The sequence below is a fragment of the Pseudomonas sp. Tn43 genome (assembly GCF_014192635.1).
Lineage (GTDB): Bacteria > Pseudomonadota > Gammaproteobacteria > Pseudomonadales > Pseudomonadaceae > Aquipseudomonas.
Window position 1 is genome coordinate 878,238 of sequence record NZ_JACHYG010000001.1, and the last position, 25,755, is coordinate 903,992.

Genomic DNA, 25,755 nt, shown 5'->3' on the forward strand with positions numbered 1-25,755 from the left:
CATACTTGCTCCACACACCGAGGAGGACAGGCTCATGAACCGTAGCGACGTGCTGATCATCGGTGCCGGCCCGACCGGGCTGGTACTGGCGCTGTGGCTGAGCAAACTGGGGATTGCGGTGCGCATTATCGACAAGACCTCGGAACCCGGCACCACTTCACGTGCGCTGGCGGTACAGGCGCGAACGCTTGAACTGTATCGCCAGCTCGACCTCAGCGACACCGTTGTGCAAAACGGCCATAAAGTGGCCGCGGCTAATTTCTGGGTCAAGGGCGAACCGGTCGCGCGCCTGCCGCTGAGCAGCATCGGCGAAGGTCTGACGCCCTACGCGTTTCTGGAAATGTATCCGCAAGACGAACACGAACGCCTGCTGATCGACCGCCTGGAGGCCGGCTTCGGTATTACAGTTGAGCGCAACACCGAACTGCACAGCTTCGAGCAAACCGGCGATGGCGTCACCGCCCGGCTGCGTTTGCCCGATGGTCAGGAGGAAACTTGCCAGGCCTGTTACCTCGCAGGCTGCGATGGCGCCCGGTCGATTGTGCGCAAAACGCTGGACACCGGTTTTCCAGGCGGCACTTACCAGCAGATTTTTTACGTGGCGGACGTTCAGGCTCGCGGCCCCACGTTCAACGGTGAACTGCATGTGGACCTTGATGAAGCCGACTTCCTCGCCGTATTCCCCTTGGCCGGCGAAGGTCGGGCCCGACTGATCGGCACGGTTCGCGACGAGCGCGCCGACCGTGCCGAAACCCTTCAGTTTGAAGACATCAGCCACCGGGCCATCGAGCATCTGAAGGTGCAGATCGATAAGGTGAACTGGTTCTCGACCTACCGCGTGCATCACCGGGTTGCGGATCATTTTCGCACCGGGCGCGCGTTTCTGCTGGGTGACGCCGCCCATGTCCACAGCCCCGCGGGTGGCCAAGGCATGAACACCGGAATTGGCGATGCAATCAATCTGGCCTGGAAACTCGCGGCGGTGTTAACCGGTGGCGCCTCGGCCAAACTGCTCGACAGTTATGAAACCGAGCGCATTGCCTTTGCCCGGCGATTGGTGGCGACTACCGACCGGGTCTTCAGTTTCGTCACCGCCGAAGGGCGAATTGCCGACGTCTTGCGCACCCGTGTGGCACCTTTTTTGATCCCGAAAATGACCTCGTTGGAAGCCGCTCGGGAGTTCCTGTTTCGCACGGTGTCGCAGACCACTCTCAACTATCGCGGCATGCCGTTGAGCGAGGGCGTTGCGGGCCATGTTCACGGCGGTGATCGCCTGCCCTGGGCCCACGACGGTGAAGGGGACAATTTCGAACCGCTGAAGGACTCGACCTGGCAGGTGCATGTGTATGGCGATACCAGCGACGAGATGATCGCCTGGTGCACCGAGCATCACCTGCCGTTGCAGGTGTTCGACTGGCGACCGGCGTTTGAAGCGGCGGGCCTGGCGCGCAACGGGTTTTACCTGCTGCGGCCGGATACGTATGTGGCGATTGCCGACTACAGCGCCGATCCGAAGGTGATCGAGCGGTATTTCCGGGAGCGAGAAATTCGGCCGTTTTTCGGCTGACCCCGAGACCACTGAAGCTCGCTCCCACAAATTCGGCGCGATGAGTTCATTGCCTGATGATGGGATTCAAAGCGGCTGCCTGGGGATTTCCAGCCCGCGAATCACCGCCGGCCTCGCCAGGAAACGTTCCAGCACGCGGATGATGTTGGGGAAATTCTGGATACCGACCAGCTCGCCGGCTTCATAGAAGCCGATCAGGTTGCGCACCCAAGGAAAAGTCGCGATGTCGGCAATGGTGTAGCGTTCGCCCATGATCCAGTCCCGCCCCTGCAAACGGCCTTCAAGGACTTGAAGCAAGCGCTTGCTTTCCTCGACATAGCGATCACGAGGACGCTTGTCTTCGTAGTCTTTGCCGGCGAATTTGTTGAAAAAACCGAGTTGGCCGAACATTGGCCCGATACCGCCCATCTGAAACATCAGCCACTGAATGGTCTCGTAACGTGCCGCCGATTCCTGCGCCAGCAGTTGCCCGCTCTTGTCGGCGAGGTAAATCAGAATCGCCCCGGATTCGAACAAGGCCAGCGGTTGGTCCCCCGGCCCATGGGGGTCGAGGATCGCCGGGATCTTGTTATTGGGGTTCAGCGAGAGAAATTCAGGAGACAGCTGATCGTTGGTGTCGAAGCTCACACGATGGGGCTCGTAGGGCAGCCCGATTTCCTCGAGCATGATCGAAACCTTGACGCCATTGGGCGTTGGCAAGGAATAGAGCTGGAGCCATTCGGGGTATTGGGCCGGCCATTTTCGAGTAATGGGGAATGCAGACAAATCGGTCATAAGGGGCATCCACGCAAAGACGGAGTGAAGGTCATAAGGTGGATAAGGTATGTGCCCTGTCCATAAATCCGCAACATCCAGTCGATAACCTTTCCCCAATCCGTTCAAGGATGCCGTTAAAGTGCCAGGCGCCTTACCCGGATCGAACCAAAGGGCTCCAGAGGACTCTGAGCATTGCCCTGTAGGAAACGGACCGGGTCAATGACATGGAAAACACCCGATGCTGGGAGCTCGCGGTGCCAAGGTTTGTCAGCCTTAACCGAATACGCTGAAGATGACCTATTCGATGATGAATCCATTGAAATTCGCCCAACGCTTCAAACATCGCGCCTATATCTTCCTGCCCTCCCTGCTGGCGGTCAGCGCGTTGTTTTTGTCGCTTGAGTCCAGTGAAAGCCGCGCCCAACCGGCGGACGGCACCCAGACGCTGGTCTTCCTGCGACATGCGGAAAAACCCGCTGGCGGACTGGGTCAGCTTAATTGTCAGGGGCTGAACCGCGCCATCGACCTGGCCACCTTGTTGCCGGAAAAATTCGGCAAGGCCGACTACGTGTTTGCCGCCAACCCGACACGCAATGTCGAGGAAGGCGAACTGGATAATTCCTACAGTTATATCCGCCCCCTGATGACCATCAGCCCCAGCGCGATCAAGCTCGGCTTGCCGGTGAACATCAACTTCTCGGCCAATGACACCAGCGACCTGGCGGATGAACTGCTGGACGACAAGTATCACAACTCGGTCATTTATACGGCCTGGTCCCACGGCTACCTGCCCGAGCTGATCAACAAGGTCGCCGGGGAAGCCGTCGGCAAGAAACAGAACATCACCGAGGACTGGGCATCCAGCGACTACGACTCGCTGTACGTGCTCACGCTGACCTGGCACAACGGCAAGGCCAGCCTGCAGAGCAACAGCTACAAGCAAGGCCTGGATAACGGTCAGAAGACTTGTCCGACGTAAGCGGTCGGGCGCTTGTCAGGGCCTCATCGCGAGCAGGCTCGCTCCCAATTTGATCTTCAGTGACCACAGATTCTGCGTACTACTGAAATCCAGTGTGGGAGCGAGCCTGCTCGCGATGGGGCCGGCGAAAACAACATCACCCTAGGTCATTACCCCCGCTCCCGCAGATATTCAAGCACCGCCCCCCGCTCCCCGACAAACTCGATCCGCGAAGCCTTCTTCTCCCGCTGAAACGCATACATCGGGTCGTAATATTCGCGCAGTAACCCTTCGATCCAGCCTCGGTGCAAATCCACCGCACCGCTGTTCGCCTGTTCTGCCAGCGCGTCTTCCATCAAGGCCAACATCCGCTGATGACGTTCGCCGCCCAATCGTTTCTGGACATTGTTCAGACTTGCCAGCAAACGCTCGGAAAACATTGCGAAGCCTTCATCGCCATGCACCTGGATGAATTCGGCGCACAAGTCCACCACGTAATCACGCAGGATTCGCTCGACCCGCCCTTCCAGGCTGTCTTCCAGCCAAACCATCGGAAATTGCTGCATGCCCTGATACAACGGCAACGGCAAGGCGCAGCTGCCGACCATGCGGCTCTCGTCTTCCAGCACGAACTGTTCGATACCACGGGCACGCTTCTTCAGCACATCCACCGCCAGGCGGTTCTCAAAATCGATGTTGGAAGGTTGCCCGGTGGCGCGTTTGCCGAAGCTGGAGCCGCGATGATGGGCGTGGCCTTCGAGATCCAGCCCGTTGCTCAATTGCGTGAGTACCTCGGTCTTGCCGGTGCCGGTCATGCCGCCCAGCAAAACGAAATCACACTGGGCAATAGCCTGATCGAGCGTATCGAGCAAGAAGGTGCGCATGGCCTTGTAGCCGCCACCGACCCGCGGATAGTCGATGCCCGCTTCGTCCTTGAGCCATTGCTGAACGATCTGCGAACGCAAACCGCCGCGAAAACAATACAAATAACCATCCGGATGCGCCCGGGCAAAATCGGCCCAGGCCTGGATGCGCTCGGCCTTGATTTCGCCGGCCACCAATTGATGCCCCAGGATGATGGCGGCTTGCTGACCTTGCTGCTTGTAGCAAGTGCCGATCCGTTGCCTTTCCAGGTCATTCATCAGCGGCAGGTTGACCACGCCAGGGAATGAGCCCTTGCAGAATTCGATCGGCGCGCGGGTATCCATCATTGGCCGGTCGTTTAGAAAGATGTCGCGGTAATCGGTGAAGTCGATGGACATCAAAACACCTCGACCGCATTAGTCTGTCGCTCGATCAGTTCGCCGATCGGCTCAAGGGCCAGGCCGAGTTCGGCTGCCACCACCAGAAACTGTTCATTGCCCTCAGGCGTGACCGCAATCAGCAGGCCACCGCTGGTCTGCGGATCGCAAAGCACCCGTTTGTGCAGTTCCTGAAGCCGCCCCAGTTTGCTGGCATAGCTGTCGAAATTGCGCAGCGTGCCGCCCGGCACGCAGCCCTGATCGAGGTAATACTCGACACCTGGCAGGCGCGGCACCCGGTCATATTCGATGCGTGCAGTCACGTTGCTGCCGTCGGCCATCTCGACCAAGTGCCCAAGCAGGCCGAAACCGGTGACGTCAGTCATCGCGGTCACGCCGTCGAGTTTGCCGAAACGGCTGCCGGGTTTGTTCAGGGTACACATCCAGTCCCGGGCCAGGCCGATGTCGGCCGTGCGCAACTTGCCTTTCTTCTCGGCGGTGGTGAGGATGCCGATGCCCAAGGGTTTGGTGAGGTACAGCAAGCAACCGGCGGTGGCGGTGTCGTTGCGCTTCATGTGGCGTTTTTCCACCAGCCCGGTCACGGCCAGGCCGAAGATCGGCTCTGGCGCATCGATCGAATGGCCGCCCGCCAGTGGGATCCCCGCCTCATCGCAGACCGAACGCCCGCCGCGAATCACTTCCCGGGCAATCTCCGGCGCCAGCACATTGACCGGCCAGCCGAGAATCGCAATTGCCATCAACGGATCGCCGCCCATGGCGTAGATATCGCTGATGGCGTTGGTCGCGGCGATACGGCCGAAATCGAATGGATCGTCGACGATCGGCATGAAAAAGTCGGTGGTCGACACTACGCCGCGTTCTTCGTCGATGGCATACACCGCCGCATCATCGCAAGAAGCGTTGCCGACCCAGAGTTTCGGGTCCAGGTTTTGCGCGCCGCTGCCGGCCAGAATCACCTCCAGTACCTGGGGTGAAATCTTGCAGCCACAGCCTGCGCCGTGGCTATATTGGGTCAGACGAATCGGCTCGCTCATCGGGGATGCACCTTGTAAAGTCAATGCCGAGGATTCTACAGCAACCCCATTCCTGCGGGGTCTTCACAACCCGCAGGAATAAGCGATCCATTGTGGCGAACCTGCAGAAAAAAGGTGCCTGCCTGTCGGACTGGTTCAACCAGGATCACGGGGCGTCCGGCTGTCGCCAGTCACTGTCGCCGTCCGACAATTCGACTGAATTTTCGCCGCGCCTCGCGATCCCTCTATAACTACAGGGAGGAATACAGGTTTTATGAACAACGCAAAACTTTTCGTCATTGAATACACCCTTCATGGCAAGCCCAAGTCTTTCATCATCCGCCTCGACAAGATGGACAATGCAGAGGCTTGGCACTGGGCAAGTTGCGATGCCGGAGTAGGCCGGATCCCGCGCTTTGGCCGTGAACGGGTGCAGAAGACCAGCAAGCCGCTGGCGGAAAAATTCGGCATCGAGAATGTAACTTGGCGACCCGCCAGTTGAGCGTCAAACAGGAGGGGAAAGATTTGAAGTGAAGTGGAGCCTGGACGGCTCCACTTTTTTGCCTGAGCGGTCAGGGTTGAGCACACTTGCAGTCTTTGTTGGCGCAGGCTTCGCCGTTTTCATGGTGCTTGGCGCAGGCTTCACAGCAATAGTGCTTGCCGTGACGCACGATAGGGTGTTCACCGAGTTTACAGTTGCATTTCGGGCAGTCGCAGGTACCGTCATTCATAAGTCTGACTCCGTGGTTAGGGTCGTCCGGGTGCCGCGAATGCGCGACACCTGAAGCAGGTGACCGTCCGCTCCCCAAACGGGTTCAAACTAACCCTTGGACGGTGCTTGCTTACTTATGAGGGTAGTCGCGATTGCCCTATGGTGAGGGGAAGCACAGCACCTGTAGGAGCGAGGCTTGCCCGCGAAGAGCGATGACACGTAATACCTGAAAAACCGCGGCGCATTCTTCGCGGGTAAGCCTAGCTCCTACAGGTTCTACGTCCTGACTTACCGGCATTGGGGGCAAGCCTCCTCGCCACAAAAGCAACATCAATCAGATACGGAATTGCCCGACCAGTTGCCCCAGGCGCTGCCCCAGATCGGCCAGGCTACGCGAGGTCTGGGCGCCGAGCTGGGTTTCATCGGCGACGCTGTCTACGGCCACGGCGATTTGATGCACGCTGCGGTTGATCTCTTCGGCCACGGCGGTTTGCTCTTCGGCGGCGCTGGCGATCTGGGCGTTCATCGAGTTGATGGTGCCGATCAATTGGGCCATGGCGTCCAGAGACGCCCCCGCCTCGTTGGCCTGGGCCGACGTGCCGTCGCCGGCCTCGCTGGAGCGGCGCATGGCTTCGACCGCCGATTGGGTGCCGGCCTGCAAGCGGTCGATCATGCTCTGAATTTCCTGGGTGCTGATTTGCGTGCGGCTGGCCAATGCACGCACTTCGTCGGCGACCACCGCAAAACCACGCCCGGCCTCACCGGCGCGGGCCGCTTCAATCGCAGCGTTGAGCGCCAACAGATTGGTCTGCTCTGCAATCGAACGGATCACCCCGAGCACGCTGACAATTGACGACACGTCTTTCTGCAGGCTGTCGAGCGACACGCCGCTGCTGCGAATGTCATTCACCAACGCATGAATCTTCACGATGCTGCCGGCCACCACGCGTTTGGCGGCCTGACCCTCTTCGTCGGTCTGCTGGGCAGCAACTGCCGCGTTTTGCGCACTTTTGGCCACTTCCTGAGCCGCCGCTGACATTTGGTTGATTGCGGTGGCCACCTGATCGGTTTCGTGACGCTGACGCTCCATGGCTTGATCCGAGCGCTGGGCCTGATCGGAGACCTGATTCACCAGCCCGGTCAGTTGCGAGGTCATTTCGGTGATCTGCCGTACCAGGCCATGAATCTTGTCGACGAAACGGTTGAACGAGCCGGCCAGCTGGCCGAGTTCATCCTGGCTGGTGATGGCCAGACGCCGGGTCAGGTCGCCCTCGCCCGCCGCGATGTCGTCGAGGTTGGCTTTCATCAGGTTCAGCGGACGCAGAATGGTGTTGGCCAACAGCATCCCGGCAGCCGCGATCAGTAGCAGCACCACCACGGCAATCCCGACAATGCTCAGCACCACGCCTTGCATGCGTTCCTGGACCTTGGCCTCAACCACCGCCACTTGCGCTTCGATGCCGTCGAGGTTGACCGAGGTGCCGACCGCCATGTCCCACTTCGGCAGGTATTCGGTGTAGCCGAGCTTGGGCACCAGCATTTGGGTGTTGCCGGGCAGCGTCGAGCTGTATTGCAGGTAGTGGGTACCGTCCTTGGCGACTTTCACCAGGTCGCGGTTGACGTAGACGCCGTTCGGGTCGCGATTGTCTTTGAAGCTCTGGCCCACGCCTTCGGGGCTGCTGGCCTTGAACAGGCGCACGGTATTGGAGTCATAGCCGAAGAAGTAGCCGTCCTTGCCGTAGCTGATGCTCGACAGCAACTTGATCGCTTGCGCACGCGCGGCGTCATCGCCGGGGGCGGCCGCGTCGTAGAGCGGTTTGATCGTGGTCATGGCCACGGCAACGTAACTTTGCAGAGTTGCCTTGGCATCGCTGAGCAGGCGCTGACGGGTTTGCTCGACTTCCTTGCGGGCCTGCTCCTGCAGAATGAACAACGTGGTCAGGCTGATGACCAGCGCAAAGAGCAGCACCGGGAGGACGGCAAGGGACAGGACTTTAGCCTTCAGACTCATGCGCATGAGGTTCACTCTTTTGATTTTTGTTGGCGTGGTCAAGGCTATAACGGCAGGCCAACGTAAAACTGTAGGAGCCAGGCTTGCCGGCGAAGGCGTCCTCGAAATCGCCTTCGCCGGCAAGCCTGGCTCCTACGGGAGCGAAATCAGAGAACCATCGCCGCTACCCAGCCAAACACCAGCAGCGGCAGGTTGTAGTGCAGGAAGGTCGGGACCACGGTGTCCCAGATGTGGTGATGCTGGCCGTCGATATTCAGACCGGAGGTCGGGCCCAGGGTCGAGTCCGACGCGGGAGACCCGGCATCGCCCAATGCGCCGGCGGTACCGATGATGCTGACAATCGCGAGCGGGCTGAAGCCCAGTTGCATGCACAACGGTACGAAAATCACCGTCAGAATCGGTACGGTGGAAAATGACGAGCCAATGCCCATGGTCACTAACAGGCCCACCAGCAACATCAACAACGCGCCAATGGCTTTGCTGTGGCCGATCCATGAGGCCGAGGCTTCGACCAGCGTCTGCACTTGCCCGGTGGCTTTGATCACTTCGCCAAAACCGGACGCGGCGATCATGATGAAGCCGATCATCGCCATCATCTTCATGCCTTCAGTGAACAGGTCATCGGTGTCGCGCCATTTGACGATGCCCGACGCCGAGAAAATCAGAAAGCCTGCCAGCGCCCCGATAATCATCGAATCGAGCAGCAACTGAATAATGAACGCAGCAGCAATGGCCAGGCCGGCGACTATCAAGCTCAACGGGTTGTATTGCACCGCGACCTGTTCGACCTGTTCGATCTTTTCCAGGTTGTAAACGCGCTTCTTGCGGTAGCTGATGAAGGCTACTGCGAGGCCAAACACCATGCCCAATGCTGGAATGCCCATGGCATGGGTGACGTTGATGCCGCTGATGTCCACGCCGCTACGGGCAACATTGGCCAGCAGGATCTCATTGAGGAAAATGTTGCCGAAGCCCACGGGCAGGAACATGTACGGCGTGATCAGGCCAAAGGTGATAACGCAGGCAATCAAACGACGGTCCAGTTGCAGTTTGGTCAGCACATAGAGCAGTGGCGGCACCAGCAACGGGATAAAGGCGATATGAATCGGCAAAATGTTCTGGGAGGCGATGGCCACCACCCACAGCAAGCCGATCAGCAGCCATTTGACATTTCCGCCACCGTTGGCGTGCTGGCGATCGACCAGGGCCAGGGCCCTGTCGGCCAGCGCATGGGCCAGGCCGGACTTGGCGATGGCCACCGCGAACGCGCCGAGCAAGGCGTAGGACAACGCGACAGTCGCTCCGCCGCCGAGGCCGCTGTTGAAAGCTTTAAGGGTCGCGTCGATGCCCAGGCCACCGGTCAAGCCACCGACCAGCGCCCCCACGATCAGCGCGATCACCACATGCACGCGGGACAGGCTGAGTATCAGCATGATGCCGACCGCGGCAATTACTGCATTCATTGTCGTTACCTCAAAAGCAGCGCGGTGAGGCATCACCGCCAAACGGATGAGTCCGGCCGGTAGTCTGTATGAGCGCCACCAGCGGATGGAGAAAAGGGTTTTATCAGAGGGCGCGCACTGTGCCGGACCGTCGTCCCCTTGTCAAAGCGAACACCCCGTTTGGACCGATGGTTTATACCGGTGGTGAAGGGGCTTGTGATGAGGGGCTTGTGGCCAGAGGGCTTTGTGGCGAGGGGGCTTGCCCCCGTTCGGCTGCGAAGCAGTCGCAAGACCTGTCGATGGGGGGTGTCTGATCGAATATTTGATCAAATGCCGGGGCCGCTTCGCGACCCAACGGGGGCAAGCCCCCTCGCCACAGGCAAGGCACCTCGCCACAGGCCACCATGTCCCGGTCCAAACTCCCCCACCACAGGCAAGCCTCACCACAAACAAGCTCTTTCGCCATAAAGCTTCGGCTGACGAGATAAAGAAAACCGGATCCCGGCCGCTACAGGGCAAAGTCTCAGATATTTATCGAATAAAAGGACGTTTCCATGTCGCTCAGACAACTTTCCATTCAATGGAAAATCACCCTGTTGGCCGGGCTGTGCCTGGCAGGCATCGTGACCCTGCTGGTAGGGCTTTCGCTGTATCGCATGGAGCACAGCTCCGCGTTGGTGAAAGCCTCGAGCATGGACATGCTGACCGAAGCTGCCCAGGCGCGCATCGAGTCCCAAGGGGAAGTCCAGGCGCTGGGCATTCGTCAGCAGTTCATGGACGCCTATCAATATGGCCATGGCTTTTCGCGGCAGGTGCTGTTTTTGCGCGATCAGGCCGAGAAGCGTTTTCTCGATGCCTTTGATCTGCGTGAAGATCTGACCCGGCAGGTCAAGTCGGCCCTGCAAGCCAACCCGGAACTGCTCGGCCTGTCGCTGGTGTTCGAAGCCAATGCGCTGGACGGCAAGGATGAACTGTTTGCCGATCAGGCAGAGATTGGCAGTAACGAAAAGGGTCGCTTCGCCCTGTACTGGTCGCAACCGATACCGGGCAAGCTGACCTCCATGGCCCTGCCGGAAAGCGACATGGCCGACACCGCCACCGGCCCCAGCGGCGAGCCGGCCAACGCCTGGTTCACATGCCCGCGCACCACGCTCAAGCCATGTGTGATCGAGCCCTACTTCTATGTGATCGACGGCCAGAACGTGCTGATGACCAGCATCGTGTTCCCGCTGATGATCAACGGCAAAGTCATTGCCTCGCTGTCGGTGGACATCAACCTCAACAGCCTGCAAGCAATCAGCCAGAGCGCCAGCAAAAAACTCTATGACGGCCAGACCAGCGTCAGCATCGTCAGTCCGGTCGGCCTGCTGGCCGGCTACAGCCGGGACGCCAGCAAGCTCAGCCAACGCCTGGACGCCGTGGACACGACCGACGGTGCCCAATTGCTGCGCCGACTGGCCACCAGCGGTAAAACCGAAAGCCTGCATAGCCATCGGCAACTGAAAGTGCTGTCGCCCTTTCAACCGATTCCCGGTGGCAAATCCTGGGGCGTGTTGCTCGACGTGCCCGAGAAGGTCCTGGTCGGCCCCGCCGAAGCGCTGAAAAAACAACTCGACGATAGCAACACCACCGGTACGCTGATTGAACTGTGCCTGGGTGTGCTGGCGGCGCTCGTCGGTCTGCTGTTGGTGTGGCTGATGGCGCGTAGCGTGACCCGACCGATCCTGGGCGTGGCCCGCATGCTGGAAGACATTGCCAGCGGCGAAGGCGACCTGACCCGGCGCCTGGCTTATGACAAGCAGGATGAGCTGGGCCAGTTGGCCGGTTGGTTCAACCGTTTCCTCGACAAGCTGCAACCGATCATTGCCCAAGTGAAACGCTCGGTGCAGGACGCCCGCAGCACGGCGGACCAATCATCCGCCATCGCTACCCAGACCAGCGCCGGCATGGAGCAGCAATACCGTCAGGTCGATCAGGTCGCCACCGCGTCCCACGAAATGAGCGCCACCGCCCAGGACGTCGCCCGTAGCGCCGCGCAGGCCGCACAAGCGGCGCGCGATGCCGATCAGGCGACCCGTCAGGGTTTGGCCGTGATCGACCGCACCACCGCCAGCATCGACCACCTCGCCATCGACATGAGCGCGGCCATGGTCCAGGTCGAAGGCCTGGCAGCGAACAGCGAAAAAATCGGTTCGGTGCTGGAAGTGATTCGCGCTATCGCCGAACAGACCAATCTCTTGGCACTGAACGCCGCCATCGAAGCCGCCCGTGCCGGTGAAGCCGGACGCGGTTTCGCCGTGGTGGCCGATGAAGTGCGCAACCTGGCGCGGCGTACTCAAGAGTCCGTGGAGGAAACCCGTCTGGTGATCGAGCAGCTGCAGAGCGGTACGCAGGAGGTGGTGAGTTCGATGAACAACAGCCATCGCCAGGCTCAGGGCAGTGTCGAGCAGGTTAGTCAGGCGGTGACGGCATTGCGGCAGATTGGTGAGGCGGTAACGGTGATCAGTGACATGAACCTGCAGATTGCCAGTGCGGCAGAAGAGCAGAGTGCGGTGGCTGAAGAAATCAATAACAACGTGGCGACCATTCGGGATGTGACCGAGTCCCTGTCAGGGCAGGCCAATGAATCGGCGCGGGTGAGCCAGTCGCTTAATAGCTTGGCGAATCAGCAGCAGAACTTGATGGATCAGTTTCGCGTGTGATTCAACGCATGATCGTTCCCGCGCTCCGCGCGGGAACGATCGGCTGGAGGGAAATCAGCGTTTGGGCAACTCGATCATCACTTTCAACCCGCCCCACTCGCTTTCCTGCAACTTCAACACCCCGCCCCACGTATCGACGATATCACGCACGATGCCCAGCCCCAGCCCATGCCCATCCGTCTGTTCATCCAGCCGGGTACCGCGGCTGAATACCTGAGCGCGCTGCTCTTCGGGAATTCCCGGCCCATCATCCTCCACGCTCAACTCAAACCCTTCAGCCGTTTCAACCACGCTTAATCGAACCTCGGCATCCGCCCATTTGCAGGCGTTGTCCAACAGATTGCCGAGCAATTCCAGCAGATCTTCGCGGTCCCATGGCAGTTGCAAACCGGCCGGGGCCCGGTAGCTCAAGTCGAGGTGTTCGCCGTGAATCATGTTCAAGGTGGCCAGCAAGCCCGGCAGTTCGGCATCGCAATCGAACAACGCCCCCGGCAGTGCATCGCCGGACAGGCGGGCGCGGTTGAGTTCGCGATTGAGCCGTTGCTGAACCTGTTCCAGTTGCGCCTGCATGACTTTGCGCAGTTGCGGGTGAGCATCGAGTTTTTCGCTGGACGCCAGGCTCAATAACACCGCCAGCGGGGTTTTCAAGGCATGGCCGAGATTGCCCAAGGCGTTGCGTGAACGCTTGAGGCTGTCTTCGGTGTGGGCCAGCAAATGGTTGATCTGCGCCACCAGCGGTTCCAGCTCCAACGGCACTTCTTCGTCGAGTTGCGAGCGCTGCCCCTGCTGTAACTGGGCGATTTGCTCGCGGGCTTTTTCCAGGGGACGCAAGGCGCGGCGCACGGTGATCCGTTGCAATAGCAAAATAAACAACAGCCCCGCCAGCCCCAACCCCAGGCCGACCTGTTGCATGCGACAAAAGCTCTCGCGTACCGGGGTGTAGTCCTGGGCGACGCTGATGGAAATCGCCAGGCCCAACCGGCGATAGTCCGAACGCAACACCAGCAATTGCTGCCCTTCCGGCCCCAGTTGCAAGTTGCTATGCAGGCCAGGGTGGTCAAGTTGCGGTAGCTCCTGATCCCATAACGAGCGGGAACGCCAATGGCTGTCGGCAAAATCGATACGGAAGTAATGCCCGGAAAACGGTCGCTGATAGGCCGGCGACAAGTGCCGTTCATCCAGTTGCAAACCCTGCGGCCCACGCACCAGCGCCACCAGCAGGTTTTCGCTGTCGTTGCGCAGCCCGGCTTCGAGGTAGCGCTGCAATCCCATTTCGAACAGCCACAAGCTGGTTTGCGCCAGCACCAGGCCGACGATCACCATCACGCTGATCAGGCCCAGGCTCAAGCGGCGCTGGATCGACCTCACTGGGCTTGCCCGCCAAACAGGTAACCCTGACCGCGACGGGTTTCGATCACGCTGCGGCCGAGCTTGCGTCGCAGGTGGTTGACATGAACTTCCAGCACGTTGGAATCGCGCTCGGTTTCACCGTCGTAGAGGTGTTCGGCAAGGTGGCTTTTGGAAAGGATCTGTTCGGGGTGCAGCATGAAATAACGCAGCAGGCGAAACTCGGCAGCGGTGAGCTGGATGTCGGCGCCATCGCGGGTCACGCATTGGCGAGCTTCATCCAGATGCAAACCGGCGGCCTTGAGCGTGGGCTGATTGGCGTGCCCGTGGGAGCGGCGTAACAATGCCTGGACTCGCAGGTGCAGCTCTTCGGGGTGGAACGGTTTGGTCAGGTAATCGTCGGCGCCGGTCTTCAGACCTTCGATCCGCTCAGCCCAGGAACCGCGCGCGGTGAGGATCAGCACTGGCGTGGCCAAGCCGCCGGCCCGCCATTGCGCCAGTACGTCGAGCCCCGGCAAACCCGGCAGGCCGAGGTCGAGAATGATCAGGTCATAAGGCTCGCTGCTGCCCTGGTACACCGCATCGCGACCGTCGGCCAGCCAGTCCACGGCGTACCCCTGTCGGTTGAGGCCGGCTATCAATTCGTCGGCCAGCGGCACATGGTCTTCCACCAGAAGCAAACGCATCGGTCAGTCTTCCTTGTCTTTCAGTAATTGGCCGGTGATGGCATCAAGGTCCAGCTCGCGCACCACGCCTTCGCCGGTCAGCAGCTCGACCTCATAAATGTAGACGTCGTGCTTTTCCTCAAGCTCGGCTTCCAGCAGCTTGGCCCCGGGATAGAGATCCAGCGCCTGCTGCAAGAGCTGCTCCAGCGGCAGGATCACACCTTGTTGGCGCAAGCGCAGGGCCTCGTCCTGATCCAGGTCGCGGGCCATGACCACCGAGCAAAAAGCCAGCAGCACCAGCGCCATCCGACCGCTGGCACGCCGATTAAAAGAAAACACCTTCATTACGTATCCTGATGATCCTTGAGAACCTGCCCGCTGACAGCGTCCAGTTCCAGGTCCCACTCAAGGCCCTGCGGATCGCGCAGTTCCACCTGGTAGATGTACTTGCCGTACTCTTCTTCGAGCTCGGTTTCGGTGATTTTGGCGCCGGGGTGTTTGGCCAATGCCGTGACGTTGAGTTTCTCGAAGGACACAATGGTACCAGCGTCGCGCAGTCTCAGGGCTTCGTCGGGGCCGAGGTCGCGCGCGTGGGCGATGCTGGCGGTCATGGTGATGATGGAGGCGGTAAACAGGGCAGTCAGGATTTTCATGGGTGTCTCCGTATTTTTATGTGTTGCTACGAGAGCTACCTTAGTGATTTGAACTTAACTGAAACTGAATTGCCATCATCGACGGCAACTCGACATTACTGACCTGCACAAATCCCTGTAGGAGCCAGGCTTGCCGGCGAAGGCGTCCTCGAAATTGCCTTCGCCGGCAAGCCTGGCTCCTACAGATTGTGCGCTGCGCTGTCTGACACGCGCTTATAATCCCCCGCCTGCCAGACATCGAGACCGGTATGACCGCGATCCACATCAAGTTCCCTTCCCTGACGCTCAAGGCCGGCCCGCGTGCCTTGGCGCGCATCCGCGCCAATGGCTTGAGCGCCGCCGATGTGGGCACGCTGCCGGGTGCCGCCGGCGGCCCGAAGGCGTTGGGCATTCAGGGGCTGGATCTGGCGCTGTTCGGTGAATGGCTGCCGGCGGCGCCACGGGAACGTTCGCTGATCGGTGCCTCAGTGGGTTCCTGGCGGTTCGCCAGCGCCTGCCTGCCGGATGCCGCCGAAGGCATCCGCCGCCTCGGTCATCTGTACACCGAGCAGAATTTCGCCAAGGGCGTGACCATGGCGCAGATCAGCCAGAGCTCCCGACGCATGCTCGATGACTTGCTCGACGGCCGCGATGCCTCGATTCTGGACAACGTCCACTATCGACTGAACATCATGGTGGTCAAAAGTCATGGCCTGCTGGCGGACGATCATCGCGGTCGGCTTGGGCTGGGGCTGTCGTCGGTGATCGCCGACAACCTGCGCGGGCGCGCGCGGTTGTCGCGGCATTTCGAGCGGCTGATCATCCACGACCCGCGCCTGGCGCCACCGGTCAACGCGCTGGATGACTTCCCGTCGCGCTTCGTTGCGCTGGATGCCGGCAACCTGCGCCAGGCCCTGCTCGCCTCCGGTTCCATCCCGATGGTCATGCAAGGCGTGCGTGACCTGCCGGGTGCCGGTGCCGGGACGTTTCGCGATGGGGGGCTGCTGGACTATCACCTCGACCTGCCCTACAGCGGCAACGATATTGTGCTGTATCCGCATTTCACTGATCGAGTGATCCCCGGTTGGTTCGACAAGACCCTGCCGTGGCGCCGCGCCTGCCCTGCGCGCTTGCAGGATGTTCTGTTGCTGGCGCCGTCCAAGGACTATCTGTCGCGCCTGCCCTACGGCAAACTGCCGGACCGTAACGACTTCAAGCGCTTCATGGGCGATGCCCCGAGCCGACAGAAATACTGGCGCACGACGATGGATGAAAGCCGCAGGCTGGGTGACGAATTCCTCGAACTGACCGCCAACGGTCGCCTTGGCGAGCGCTTGCTGACCCTTTAGTCAGGACAAACTGTTAAACTCGCCGCCTGCCCATATCGCCGCGGCGATCGCCACCTGACAGAGCTGAACATCACTGTGGAAATCTTCAAAGAGTTTACCTTCGAGTCCGCCCACCGCCTGCCCCACGTACCAGACGGCCACAAATGCGGTCGCCTGCACGGTCACTCGTTCAAAGTGGCGATTCACCTGAGCGGCGACCTCGATCCGCACACGGGCTGGATCCGCGACTTCTCGGAAATCAAGGCGATCTTCAAGCCGCTCTACGAGCGCCTGGATCATAACTACCTGAACGACATTCCCGGCCTGGAAAACCCGACCAGCGAAGTGCTGGCCAAGTGGATCTGGAATGAATTGAAGCCCCTGTTGCCGGAACTCAGCGCGATTCGTATCCACGAGACGTGCACCAGCGGTTGCATCTATCGCGGTGAGTAAGCCGATCTAAAGACAACGAAAATCCCCTGTGGGAGATTCTGTGGCGAGGGGGCTTGCCCCCGTTTGAGTGCGTAGCACTCACAAGATCTTTGGTGTATCAGAGATTTTGGGGCTGCTTCGCAACCCAACGGGGGCAAGCCCCCTCGCCACAGGGCTCCCACAAGGGCAACTGCGTTTCGTCAGTGAATAGAAAAACAGCCTTCAATGGCTGTTTTTTTATGCTTATGCTTCTTGGCTCGCACACGCCAAGAGGACGCTCCCAATGGCTGACTGGCCGCTGGCTCAGACCTATCGCTTCAACGGGCACTTCGTGCGCTACGCCGTGCGTGGCGACGGGCCGCCGCTGGTGTTCGTGCATGGCACGCCCTTCTCTTCTTATGTGTGGCACCGGATTGCGCCGCACTTCATCACCACGCATCGGGTGCACTACTTCGATCTGCTGGGTTACGGACAATCCGCACAGCCGGACGGCGATGTGTCGCTGGGCGTGCAAAACCAACTATTGGCGCAACTGCTGGAGCACTGGGGCCTGGAACGGCCAGACGTGGTGGCCCACGATTTCGGCGGCGCCACCGCGTTGCGTGCGCATCTGCTCAATGGCAAGGAATACCGCAGCCTGACGCTGATCGATCCCGTGGCGCTGTCGCCCTGGGGTTCGCCGTTCGTGCAGCATGTGCGTCAGCATGAAGCCGCATTCAGTGGACTGCCCGATTACATTCAACAGGCAATTGTGCCGGCCTACATTCGTGGCGCGATCAAGCGCGAGATTCCCGATCAGGAGCTGGCGCCCCATATGAAGCCATGGCTTGGGGAGTCTGGACAAGCAGCGTTCTATCGGCAGATCGCGCAGATGGATGAACGTTATACCCGCGAGGTGGAAGAGCTGTACCCGACGGTTCGGTGCCCGGTGCAGATTCTGTGGGGAGAGAACGATCAGTGGCTTCCCATCGAACGCGGCCGGGCGTTGCATCAGATGATTGCGGGGTCGCAGTTTCATGCCATTGCCAATGCCGGGCATCTGGTTCAGGAGGATGCGCCGGAAGCGATTGTGGCGGCGCTGCTGCGGTTTTTGCCGTTGGCCGGTGGATGATGATCGTTCCCACGCTCTGCGTGGGAATGCCTCAATGGACGCTCTGCGTCCGCCTCGAAAGGGACGCAGAGCGTCCCGCGCTGCATTCCCACGCAGAGCGTGGGAACGATCAGCAAATGTTCCAATTTGACTCAACTCCGCACCGCTTTCGAGCCCTCTGCGGGCCAACTCCGTTGGCTCGGCTATAAATAACTACGCCACCCCACGCTTGGCACGAGCACTGCAACACCCCCGCGTCCTCCATCCAGCAAGGAACGCCACATGACGCAAAACGATTCGGGCAACGATTACCCCCTCAGCGAAGTCCCGATGCATGCCCGCAAGGGACTCGCCTCCACCGCCATGGTGCTACTGGGTTTTACCTTCTTCACCGCGACCATGTTTGCCGGTGGCAAGCTCGGTGTGGCGTTCAGTTTCGGCGAGATGATGGCGGTGATTATCGTCGGCAATCTGCTGCTGGGAATTTATGCCGCGGGGCTGGGCTACATCGCCTTCAAGAGCGGCCTGAACTCGGTGCTGATGGGACGTTTCTGCTTTGGTGAAGTGGGCAGCAAGCTCAGCGATTTGATCCTCGGCTTCACCCAGATCGGCTGGTACGCCTGGGGCACCGCAACGGCGGCGGTGGTGCTGGGCAAATATTTCGAACTGAGCGAGGGCACGGTTCTGGGGCTGATGGTGGTGTTCGGCCTGGGTTTCTGCGCCACGGCCTACATCGGCTATCGCGGGTTGGAGATTCTGTCGTACATCGCCGTGCCGGCCATGATGTTGCTGCTGATGCTGTCGATGTGGGTCGCCACGGTGAAGGTCGGCGGTCTCGAGGGCTTGCTCGCGGTGGTGCCGACGGGAACGCTGGATTGGTCGACCGCCATTACCCTGGTGTTCGGCACGTTCGTCAGCGGTGCGACGCAAGCAACCAACTGGACACGCTTCTCCCGTTCGGCGCGGGTGGCGGTGCTGGCGAGCCTGATCGGTTTCTTCGTCGGCAACGGTCTGATGGTGTTGATCGGTGCCTACGGCGCCATCGTTTATCAGCAGCCGGATGTGGTCGAAGTGCTGCTGTTGCAAGGCTTCGCCATGGCCGCGATGGCAATGTTGCTGCTCAACATCTGGAGCACTCAGGACAACACCATCTACAACTTCGCCGTCGCCGGCTGCAACCTGCTGCGCACCGGCCGGCGCAAAGCCGTGACCCTGACCGGCGCGGTGATCGGTACGTTACTGGCGCTGCTGGGCATGTACGACATGCTGGTGCCTTATCTGATTCTGCTGGGCACAGTGATTCCGCCAATTGGCGGGGTGATCATGGCGGACTTTTTCTTTCGCTATCGGGGCCGCTACCCACGTCTGGCCGACACACGGTTGCCCGCGTTCAACTGGCCGGGGCTGAGCGCTTATGCGGTCGGCACAATCGCCGCCTTCAGCTCGCCGTGGGTCGCGCCGCTGGTAGGGATTGCCGTAGCCGCGCTAACGTATGTGCTATTGACCGGGGTACTGGGTATCCGTACCGCCGACGCACCATTACAAGATCTCTGAGAAGGATTGCCTGATGCATATCATCAATGCCCGCCTGCGCAACCAAGAAGGCCTGCATGAGTTGCACCTGGAAAAGGGCCTGATTCACAGCATTGCCCGGCAAACCGAAGCCCCGTCACTGGGGCCTGACGACCTGGACGCTGGCGGTAATCTGGTGGTGCCGCCCTTTGTCGAACCGCACATTCACCTCGATGCCACCCTGACCGCCGGCGAACCGCGCTGGAACATGAGCGGCACGCTGTTCGAAGGCATCGAGTGCTGGGGCGAGCGCAAGGCAACCATCACCCAGGAAGACACCAAAACCCGCGCCAAGAAGACTATCCAGACCCTCGCCGCCCACGGCATCCAGCATGTGCGTACCCACGTCGATGTCACCGACCCCGAGCTGACAGCGCTCAAGGCGATGCTTGAAGTGCGCGAGGAAAGCCATCATCTGATCGACCTGCAAATCGTCGCGTTCCCCCAGGAAGGCATCGAGTCGTACCGCAACGGTCGGGAGCTGATGGAAGAAGCGATCCGCCTGGGCGCCGATGTGGTCGGAGGCATTCCGCATTTCGAGTACACCCGGGATCAGGGCGTCAGTTCGGTGAAGTTCCTCATGGACCTGGCCGAGCGCACCGGTTGTCTGGTTGACGTGCATTGCGACGAAACCGACGACCCGCATTCACGCTTCCTTGAGGTACTGGCCGAAGAGGCCCGCAGCCGCGACATGGGCTCGCGCGTCACCGCCAGCCATACCACGGCCATGGGCTCTTACGATAACGCCTACTGCGCCAAACTCTTCCGGCTGCTCGGGCATTCGGGGATCAGCTTTGTCTCTTGCCCCACCGAAAGCATTCACCTGCAGGGACGCTTCGATAACTTCCCGAAACGCCGCGGCGTGACCCGAGTGAACGAGTTGCTCGAAGCCGGGATGAACGTGTGCTTCGGCCAGGATTCGATCGTCGACCCGTGGTATCCGCTGGGTAATGGCAACATTTTGCGGGTGCTCGAGGCTGGGTTGCACATCTGCCACATGCTCGGTTATCGCAATCTGCAAAGTGCGCTGGACCTGGTGACCGACAACAGTGCCAAGGCCATGAACCTGGGTGATCGCTATGGACTGGAACAAGGGCGACCGGCGAATCTGCTGATTCTGTCAGCGGACAGCGATTATGAGGTGATTCGCAGCCAGGGTTTGCCGCTGTATTCGGTTCGCGAGGGCAAGGTGTTGATGAAGCGGCAGATGCCGGTGGTGGAGTTTAGTGGTGGTTTGAGCTGAGATCTTCGTTGAACGTGATGGCCCCCATCGCGGGCAAGCCCGCTCCCACAGGTTCAGCGTGATCCCTGTGGGAGCGGGCTTGCCCGCGATAGCGGTTTAAAATTCACCGCATCAACCGCGCCGTCCCGAATAATTTGACCCGACTCAATTCACCATCCAACTCTTCCAGCAAAATCGGCGCCGTGCCGCCAGGCATGACCACCTTCACGGCCCCCGCCGTCACCCAACCCACGCGCCACGCCGCACACGCCACTGCACTGGCGCTGGTGCCGGACGAGGCAGTCGGCCCTTCGCCGCGTTCGAACACCCGCGCAATGATTCGGCCCTCGGCTTCAAGCATCGCCCATTGCAGGTTGACCCCTGCCGGACATGGCTGCCCGGCCCCGGTCGGCATGGCGTATGCGATGCGGGTCAAGCCGTTGGCCAATCCCGGTTCGCGCATCTGCGCGTTACTCGGCAACGCCTCGGCACCGGTCACCAACGTTACGCAATGGGGATTACCGATGCGCACGAACTGGCTGCGGTTCCAGGCGGGATCGAGCGTCGACAAGGGCCGCACATGACTGACTTCACAACCCATCAACGTCGCCGGTTCAACCCCTTGCGCAGCCACCGCTTCAGGCCCGAACGATGGCTGCCCCAGGTCCAGCCAGAACCCTTGCACGCCATCGATTTCAGCGGGCTTCACCAAAGTCTGCACCGGCGAAACCGTGTCGCTCTTGTCGTGATGAACCTGAAGCAGACAAGTCTGTTGCGTGGGCATCAACCCTTGTTCAGCAAGGGCCTGGGAAAAAATCGTCAGGCCATTGCCGCTACGCTCGGCCAGTGTGCCGTCAGTGTTGACGATCAACAGATCAAACGGCGGCGACGATTGAAACGGCCCCACCAGCAGCCCATCGCAGCAATGTGCCTTGCTGCCGGGCGGCTGTGTACCTGGAGCCCAACCGCAGAACGCCTCGATGGCCGACATTGCCCAAGCCTCACGGGTTTGCGCGGCAAGGCTGGCCAGCGCAGGCAATTCGATTCCGCTACTGCGCACGTCGTTCGGCGTCACGACCGCATAGATATTCCCTCGAGCGTCGTACATCCGTGTCATGGCGTTCCCTCTATGAATAACTGATGCGTTGACGATATCGCGAAACAGTGGCCGGCTGTGCAAGGATGTCACGCTGTCTGACAGCAGCCCGCCCCAACGAGGTGATCGAACCCGTTGCGGTTGTTCAGTGTCCCTTTGGGGACGCGACGTTTTTTGCCAAGGATCGATATGACCAGCCTCAACACCCAAGCCGCATTCGTCCCCGGGCGTCTGGAACAGATGTCCACCCGCATCGCCTTTTTCATCGCAGGCATCGGCATCGCGGCCTGGGCGCCGTTGGTGCCTTACGCCAAGGCGCGGGCCGGCCTGGATGAAGGAACCCTCGGGCTGTTGCTGCTGTGTCTGGGGGTGGGCTCGATTCTGGCGATGCCCATGGCCGGTATTCTGGCGACGCGTTTCGGCTGCCGCCGGGTGTTGAGCGGCGGGACTTTATTGATCTGTGCGGCACTGCCGCTGTTGGCGACGGTGTCTTCGATTCCGGCGTTGATCGCAGCATTGTTCATGTTCGGCGCGGGCCTGGGCACCGTGGATTCGACGGTGAACCTGCAAGCGGTGATCGTCGAGCGGGCCAGCGGCCAGACCATGATGTCGGGTTTTCATGGGCTGTTCAGCCTCGGCGGAATCGTCGGTGCGGCGGGTGTCAGCGCCCTGCTCGGTTTGGGTTTTTCGCCGCTGGGGGCGATGTTGGTGGTGATCGTGATACTCGTGCTGGCCTTGCTCAAAGCCGCGCCGCACCTGTTACCTTACGGCAGTGAAAGTTCTGGCCCGGCATTCGCCGTGCCCCATGGCATCGTGCTGTTTATCGGCGGGATGTGCTTCATCGTGTTCCTGGCCGAAGGCGCGGCGCTCGACTGGAGCGCGGTGTTCCTGGCACAGGAGCGCGGGATCGACACGGCGTATGCGGGGCTGGGTTATGCGGCGTTTGCGCTGACCATGACCGTTGGGCGCTTGACCGGCGACAGGATTGTTCGGCGTCTTGGATATACGCGGGTGATTGTGTTCGGTGGGCTGACGGCCGCGGCAGGCTTGGCGTTGGCGACGTTCGCACCGGCCTGGGAGGCGGCGCTGGTGGGTTATGCGTTGCTGGGGGCTGGCTGCTCGAACATTGTGCCGGTGCTGTACACCGCCGTCGGCAAACAGACCGTCATGCCGGAAAGCATCGCCGTGCCGGCCATCACCACCTTGGGTTATGCCGGTATTCTCGCCGGGCCTGCGGTGATCGGCTTTATCGCCCATGGCAGTAGTTTGAGTTTTGCCTTTGGGTTGATGGCGGTGTTGCTGGTGGCCGTGGCGATTGGCGGGAAGGTGTTGAAGGTTTAGAGCGAAAAGATCGCAGCCTGCGGCAGCTCCTACAGGGAAACGCATATCCCGTGTAGGAGCTGCCGCAGGCTGCGATCTTTTGATCTTCAGCTGTTAAAAACCAACGCTGGCCTGCACAAAGAATGTGCGTGGCGCGCCGACGTACATCCCCGAGTTGTTGTCGCTGGAGCGGGTGAAGTACTGCTTGTCGAAAATGTTCTTCACCCCCGCTCCGACTTTCAGGTTCGACAGTTGCGAGCCGAAGTCATAACCGCCACGCACGTTCCAGGTGACGTAACCCGGAATGTCGCCATACTGGCCGTCCGCGCTGCCTTCGGTGATGTAGTTGCCGCTGAAACTACCATCAGCGTTCACCGCGGTGCCCGGCGAGCGCTGTTTGGACTGGGCAAAGGCATCGAGGTTGTAGGTCCAGCGGTTGATGTCGTAACGCAGCCCGGCGGTGGCCACCTGACGCGAGTAGAACGGTAGATCACGGCCCTTGAAGCCTGGAATCTCACCTTCGTAAACCGCGCGGGTGTAGGTAAAACCGGCATTGGCGGTCAGGCCGTCGAGCCGTGGGTCCAGCGCCGCCATGTCGTAGTGCACCGAGGCTTCAAGGCCCTGGTGCGTGGTGGCGCCCAGGTTGGTCCAGCCCACATCGTTGCTGATGTATTGCAACTCCTTATCAAAGTCGATGTAGAACAGCGTCACTTCCCCGCCCCACACGTCATCGTTGTAGCGCGTGCCGATCTCGTAGGTCTTGGCCTTTTCCGGGTTCAGGCCGTTGGCGGTGTTGTCACCCGAACCACCCTGACCGAGCTGGAAATATTGCAGGCTGCCAAACGAGGTTTCGTAGTTGGCGAACAGCTTCCAGGCTTCAGACATGTGATACATCACGCTCAGGGCCGGCAGCGGTTCATTACTGTCGATGCTGCGGCGCTTTTCCTGAACAGGTTTGCCGGCGGTATCGAGAACCGGACGGTCGTGCCATTCGGTACTGATGCTCTCGAAACGGATGCCGGGAGTCACGGTCCAGTTGCCGACGTCGATCTTGTTATCGATGTAAATGGCGTGAGCTTCGGTGCCGCCGGTGCGATCCTGGAACACATGGCCATCAGACGTTTTGGTGACCACCGGCTGATTGTTCACCAGCGCCAGGCGGCTCGCCTCCTCATGCATGCCTTCTTTCAAGTAGCGATAACCGACGCTGGCTTCCTGAGTGGTTGGCCCAAGGTCAAACACATGGGACACCCGCGGTTCGATGCCGAAGGTGTAGTAAGTGCGCGGATAAGAGCTGAGGGTTTTCTGGTCGCGTGCGGCGATGGTGCTGCCACGGAAGCTGTCGGAATAGTAAGTCAGCACTTCGGCCTGGGTGCGGTCGTCGATCTGCCGGATCCACTTGAAGGACACGTCCTTGCGCCGGCCGCTGAAGTTGTCATGATCGCGAACGGACTGGAACGGATCGGCGTTGTACTGCTTCTGCGTCAGGCCGCCGGGCATGTCGGCGCTGGCGTCGTAGTAGTGGAAATTGAGACTGAAATCGTCCTGATCGGTGGGCGCCCAATGGGTCTTGAGGATCACGTCGTCGATGTCATTGCTGTTGTTGCTTTTGCGATAACCGTCGCCGTTCACCCCGGAATACAGCAGTGCCACGCCCATGCCGTTATCGGCGGTGCCACCGAGAAACGCGGTGTCGATGTGTTTCCAGCCACCGCGCTGAGTGGTTTCCAAAGTGGTGCCGATTTCACCGGTGGCTTTCTCCGGAATCGCCCGGGTGACGAAGTTGATCACGCCACCGACGTTCTGCGGCCCATAACGCACGGAACCGGCGCCACGCACCACGTCGATGCTGTCCAGGTTGCCGGAGGAAATTGGTGCCATGGACAGCTGCGGTTGCCCATAAGGCGCAAAGGCGGCCGGTACGCCGTCGATCAGCACGGTAGAGCGTGGCGACAGGCGCGAGGTCAGGCCACGCACGCCAACGTTCAGGGAAATATCGCTGCCGCCGGTGCCGTTGGCATCCTGCACTTGCACGCCGGGTACGCGACGCAGCACCTCACCCACGTTCATCGCGCCCTGCTCGACCATGGCTTCGCGGCGGATCACCGTGCGCGCGCCGGGATGGTTTTGCACCACGGCGGCATTGGCATCGCCGAGCCAGTCGCCAACCACTTTGATGTCGGTCACGCCCAATTCCAGCGGGCCGTTGGCGGCGGAAGTCGGGGCTGGCATCAGGGTCACCGAGCCTTCATCGATCTGATATTCCAGACCGCTGCCTTGCAGCAATTGGCGCAAAGCCTGTTCCGGCGAAAGATTACCGTCGACTGCCGGAGCCTGTTTGCCAGCCACCAGTTCAGGGCTGAAAAAAACCTGCAACGAGGTTTGCTGGCCCAGCTGACTCAAGGCCTGGCCCAACGGCTGCGCCTGAATATGAATGGCATCGGCAGCGAATGCCTGAGGCAGCGCAGAGCTGACCGCCAAGGCGAGAGCGAGGGGCAGCCAGGATGTTTTGTTATTTTTAGCGGTGGTTTTCTTCACGTCGAACGTTGTCCTGTGGATCGCAAAAGTGTGCGGCTGTTAATGCAAACCAGTTGCAGTTGGACAAGAAGACGAAGAACTCGAAAAAAA

At 60.4% G+C, this 25,755-nt stretch carries 22 protein-coding genes and 2 pseudogenes; 11 read left to right on the plus strand and 13 right to left on the minus strand.

What is annotated here, in order from left to right; genetic code table 11:
* Window positions 1-34: 34 nt before the first annotated feature.
* Window positions 35-1,567: an FAD-dependent oxidoreductase gene (locus tag FHW68_RS03985; protein WP_183678898.1), complete on the plus strand. Its 1,533-nt coding sequence runs from the start codon at window positions 35-37 to the stop codon at window positions 1,565-1,567.
* 66 nt (window positions 1,568-1,633) lie between these two features.
* Here FHW68_RS03985 and FHW68_RS03990 read toward each other — a convergent pair whose 3' ends face one another.
* Window positions 1,634-2,341, minus strand: coding sequence for a glutathione binding-like protein (locus tag FHW68_RS03990; protein WP_183678900.1), 708 nt, complete (start codon window positions 2,339-2,341; stop codon window positions 1,634-1,636).
* 286 nt (window positions 2,342-2,627) lie between these two features.
* Here FHW68_RS03990 and FHW68_RS03995 point away from each other — a divergent pair, with 286 nt between their 5' ends.
* The gene (locus tag FHW68_RS03995) at window positions 2,628-3,302 is read left to right on the plus strand and encodes a histidine phosphatase family protein (protein ID WP_095633093.1); all 675 of its coding nucleotides are present in this window, start codon (window positions 2,628-2,630) and stop codon (window positions 3,300-3,302) included.
* 149 nt (window positions 3,303-3,451) lie between these two features.
* Here FHW68_RS03995 and mnmH read toward each other — a convergent pair whose 3' ends face one another.
* Together mnmH and selD are read right to left on the minus strand one after the other, a co-directional pair.
* The gene (mnmH, locus tag FHW68_RS04000; protein ID WP_183678902.1) at window positions 3,452-4,543 is read right to left on the minus strand and encodes a tRNA 2-selenouridine(34) synthase MnmH; all 1,092 of its coding nucleotides are present in this window, start codon (window positions 4,541-4,543) and stop codon (window positions 3,452-3,454) included.
* Window positions 4,543-5,577: a selenide, water dikinase SelD gene (gene selD, locus FHW68_RS04005; protein WP_183678904.1), complete on the minus strand. Its 1,035-nt coding sequence runs from the start codon at window positions 5,575-5,577 to the stop codon at window positions 4,543-4,545. The genes mnmH and selD overlap by 1 nt, the downstream gene beginning before the upstream one ends.
* Window positions 5,578-5,830: 253 nt before the next feature.
* On the opposite strand from selD, the gene FHW68_RS04010 reads away from it, so the two are divergent.
* Entirely contained in the window at window positions 5,831-6,058 is a 228-nt protein-coding gene (locus tag FHW68_RS04010; protein ID WP_007907010.1) for a DUF6555 family protein, read from the plus strand.
* Between the two features lie 70 nt (window positions 6,059-6,128).
* Here FHW68_RS04010 and FHW68_RS04015 read toward each other — a convergent pair whose 3' ends face one another.
* The 4 genes and pseudogenes from FHW68_RS04015 to FHW68_RS04025 form a co-directional block, all read right to left on the minus strand.
* Window positions 6,129-6,287 carry a metallothionein gene (locus FHW68_RS04015; RefSeq protein WP_095632999.1) on the minus strand — a complete coding sequence of 53 codons (159 nt, stop codon included), beginning with the start codon at window positions 6,285-6,287 and terminating at the stop codon, window positions 6,129-6,131.
* 315 nt (window positions 6,288-6,602) lie between these two features.
* Entirely contained in the window at window positions 6,603-7,424 is an 822-nt protein-coding gene (locus FHW68_RS27465; protein WP_409258738.1) for a methyl-accepting chemotaxis protein, read from the minus strand.
* Window positions 7,425-7,460: 36 nt separating this feature from the next.
* Window positions 7,461-8,285, minus strand: a pseudogene (locus FHW68_RS27470) (cache domain-containing protein); the annotation flags it as partial.
* 140 nt (window positions 8,286-8,425) lie between these two features.
* Entirely contained in the window at window positions 8,426-9,742 is a 1,317-nt protein-coding gene (locus FHW68_RS04025) for a Na+/H+ antiporter family protein (RefSeq protein ID WP_095632997.1), read from the minus strand.
* A gap of 1,676 nt (window positions 9,743-11,418) precedes the next feature.
* On the opposite strand from FHW68_RS04025, the pseudogene FHW68_RS27475 reads away from it, so the two are divergent.
* Both FHW68_RS27475 and FHW68_RS27480 read left to right on the plus strand, forming a co-directional pair.
* Window positions 11,419-11,565, plus strand: a pseudogene (locus FHW68_RS27475) (HAMP domain-containing protein); the annotation flags it as partial.
* Between the two features lie 102 nt (window positions 11,566-11,667).
* A complete protein-coding gene (locus tag FHW68_RS27480) occupies window positions 11,668-12,423 on the plus strand; it encodes a methyl-accepting chemotaxis protein (protein WP_409258739.1) in 756 nt (251 codons plus the stop codon).
* A gap of 54 nt (window positions 12,424-12,477) precedes the next feature.
* Here the strand turns inward: FHW68_RS27480 and FHW68_RS04035 are convergent, their stop codons facing one another.
* From FHW68_RS04035 to FHW68_RS04050, 4 genes are read right to left on the minus strand one after another with little or no spacing between them, the layout of a single operon-like run.
* Entirely contained in the window at window positions 12,478-13,791 is a 1,314-nt protein-coding gene (locus tag FHW68_RS04035; RefSeq protein ID WP_183678909.1) for an ATP-binding protein, read from the minus strand.
* Entirely contained in the window at window positions 13,788-14,456 is a 669-nt protein-coding gene (locus tag FHW68_RS04040; RefSeq protein WP_095632994.1) for a response regulator transcription factor, read from the minus strand. The genes FHW68_RS04035 and FHW68_RS04040 overlap by 4 nt, the downstream gene beginning before the upstream one ends.
* 3 nt (window positions 14,457-14,459) lie before the next feature.
* Entirely contained in the window at window positions 14,460-14,780 is a 321-nt protein-coding gene (locus FHW68_RS04045) for a PepSY domain-containing protein (protein WP_183678911.1), read from the minus strand.
* Window positions 14,780-15,088 (minus strand): PepSY domain-containing protein, encoded by a 309-nt coding sequence (locus FHW68_RS04050; RefSeq protein WP_095632992.1) that lies wholly within the window; start codon window positions 15,086-15,088, stop codon window positions 14,780-14,782. The genes FHW68_RS04045 and FHW68_RS04050 overlap by 1 nt, the downstream gene beginning before the upstream one ends.
* Window positions 15,089-15,336: 248 nt before the next feature.
* Between FHW68_RS04050 and FHW68_RS04055 the strand changes: the two genes are divergently transcribed.
* The 5 genes from FHW68_RS04055 to codA all read left to right on the plus strand — a co-directional run bounded on the left by FHW68_RS04055 (window position 15,337) and on the right by codA (window position 20,732).
* Entirely contained in the window at window positions 15,337-16,416 is a 1,080-nt protein-coding gene (locus FHW68_RS04055; protein ID WP_183678913.1) for a patatin-like phospholipase family protein, read from the plus strand.
* A 75-nt stretch (window positions 16,417-16,491) separates the two neighbouring features.
* Window positions 16,492-16,848, plus strand: coding sequence for a 6-carboxytetrahydropterin synthase QueD (queD, locus tag FHW68_RS04060; RefSeq protein WP_003173033.1), 357 nt, complete (start codon window positions 16,492-16,494; stop codon window positions 16,846-16,848).
* Window positions 16,849-17,110: 262 nt separating this feature from the next.
* A complete protein-coding gene (locus FHW68_RS04065) occupies window positions 17,111-17,938 on the plus strand; it encodes an alpha/beta fold hydrolase (protein WP_183678915.1) in 828 nt (275 codons plus the stop codon).
* Window positions 17,939-18,199: 261 nt separating this feature from the next.
* Complete coding sequence (gene codB, locus FHW68_RS04070) at window positions 18,200-19,471, plus strand: cytosine permease (protein WP_183678917.1); 1,272 nt, start codon at window positions 18,200-18,202, stop codon at window positions 19,469-19,471.
* A 13-nt stretch (window positions 19,472-19,484) separates the two neighbouring features.
* The gene (gene codA, locus FHW68_RS04075; protein ID WP_183678919.1) at window positions 19,485-20,732 is read left to right on the plus strand and encodes a cytosine deaminase; all 1,248 of its coding nucleotides are present in this window, start codon (window positions 19,485-19,487) and stop codon (window positions 20,730-20,732) included.
* 103 nt (window positions 20,733-20,835) lie between these two features.
* Here codA and FHW68_RS04080 read toward each other — a convergent pair whose 3' ends face one another.
* Window positions 20,836-21,828 (minus strand): diaminopimelate epimerase, encoded by a 993-nt coding sequence (locus FHW68_RS04080; protein ID WP_183678921.1) that lies wholly within the window; start codon window positions 21,826-21,828, stop codon window positions 20,836-20,838.
* A 168-nt stretch (window positions 21,829-21,996) separates the two neighbouring features.
* Between FHW68_RS04080 and FHW68_RS04085 the strand changes: the two genes are divergently transcribed.
* Window positions 21,997-23,148 (plus strand): MFS transporter, encoded by a 1,152-nt coding sequence (locus FHW68_RS04085; protein WP_183678923.1) that lies wholly within the window; start codon window positions 21,997-21,999, stop codon window positions 23,146-23,148.
* 93 nt (window positions 23,149-23,241) lie between these two features.
* Here FHW68_RS04085 and FHW68_RS04090 read toward each other — a convergent pair whose 3' ends face one another.
* Window positions 23,242-25,665 carry a TonB-dependent receptor gene (locus FHW68_RS04090; RefSeq protein ID WP_183678926.1) on the minus strand — a complete coding sequence of 808 codons (2,424 nt, stop codon included), beginning with the start codon at window positions 25,663-25,665 and terminating at the stop codon, window positions 23,242-23,244.
* Between the last annotated feature and the right edge of the window lie 90 nt (window positions 25,666-25,755).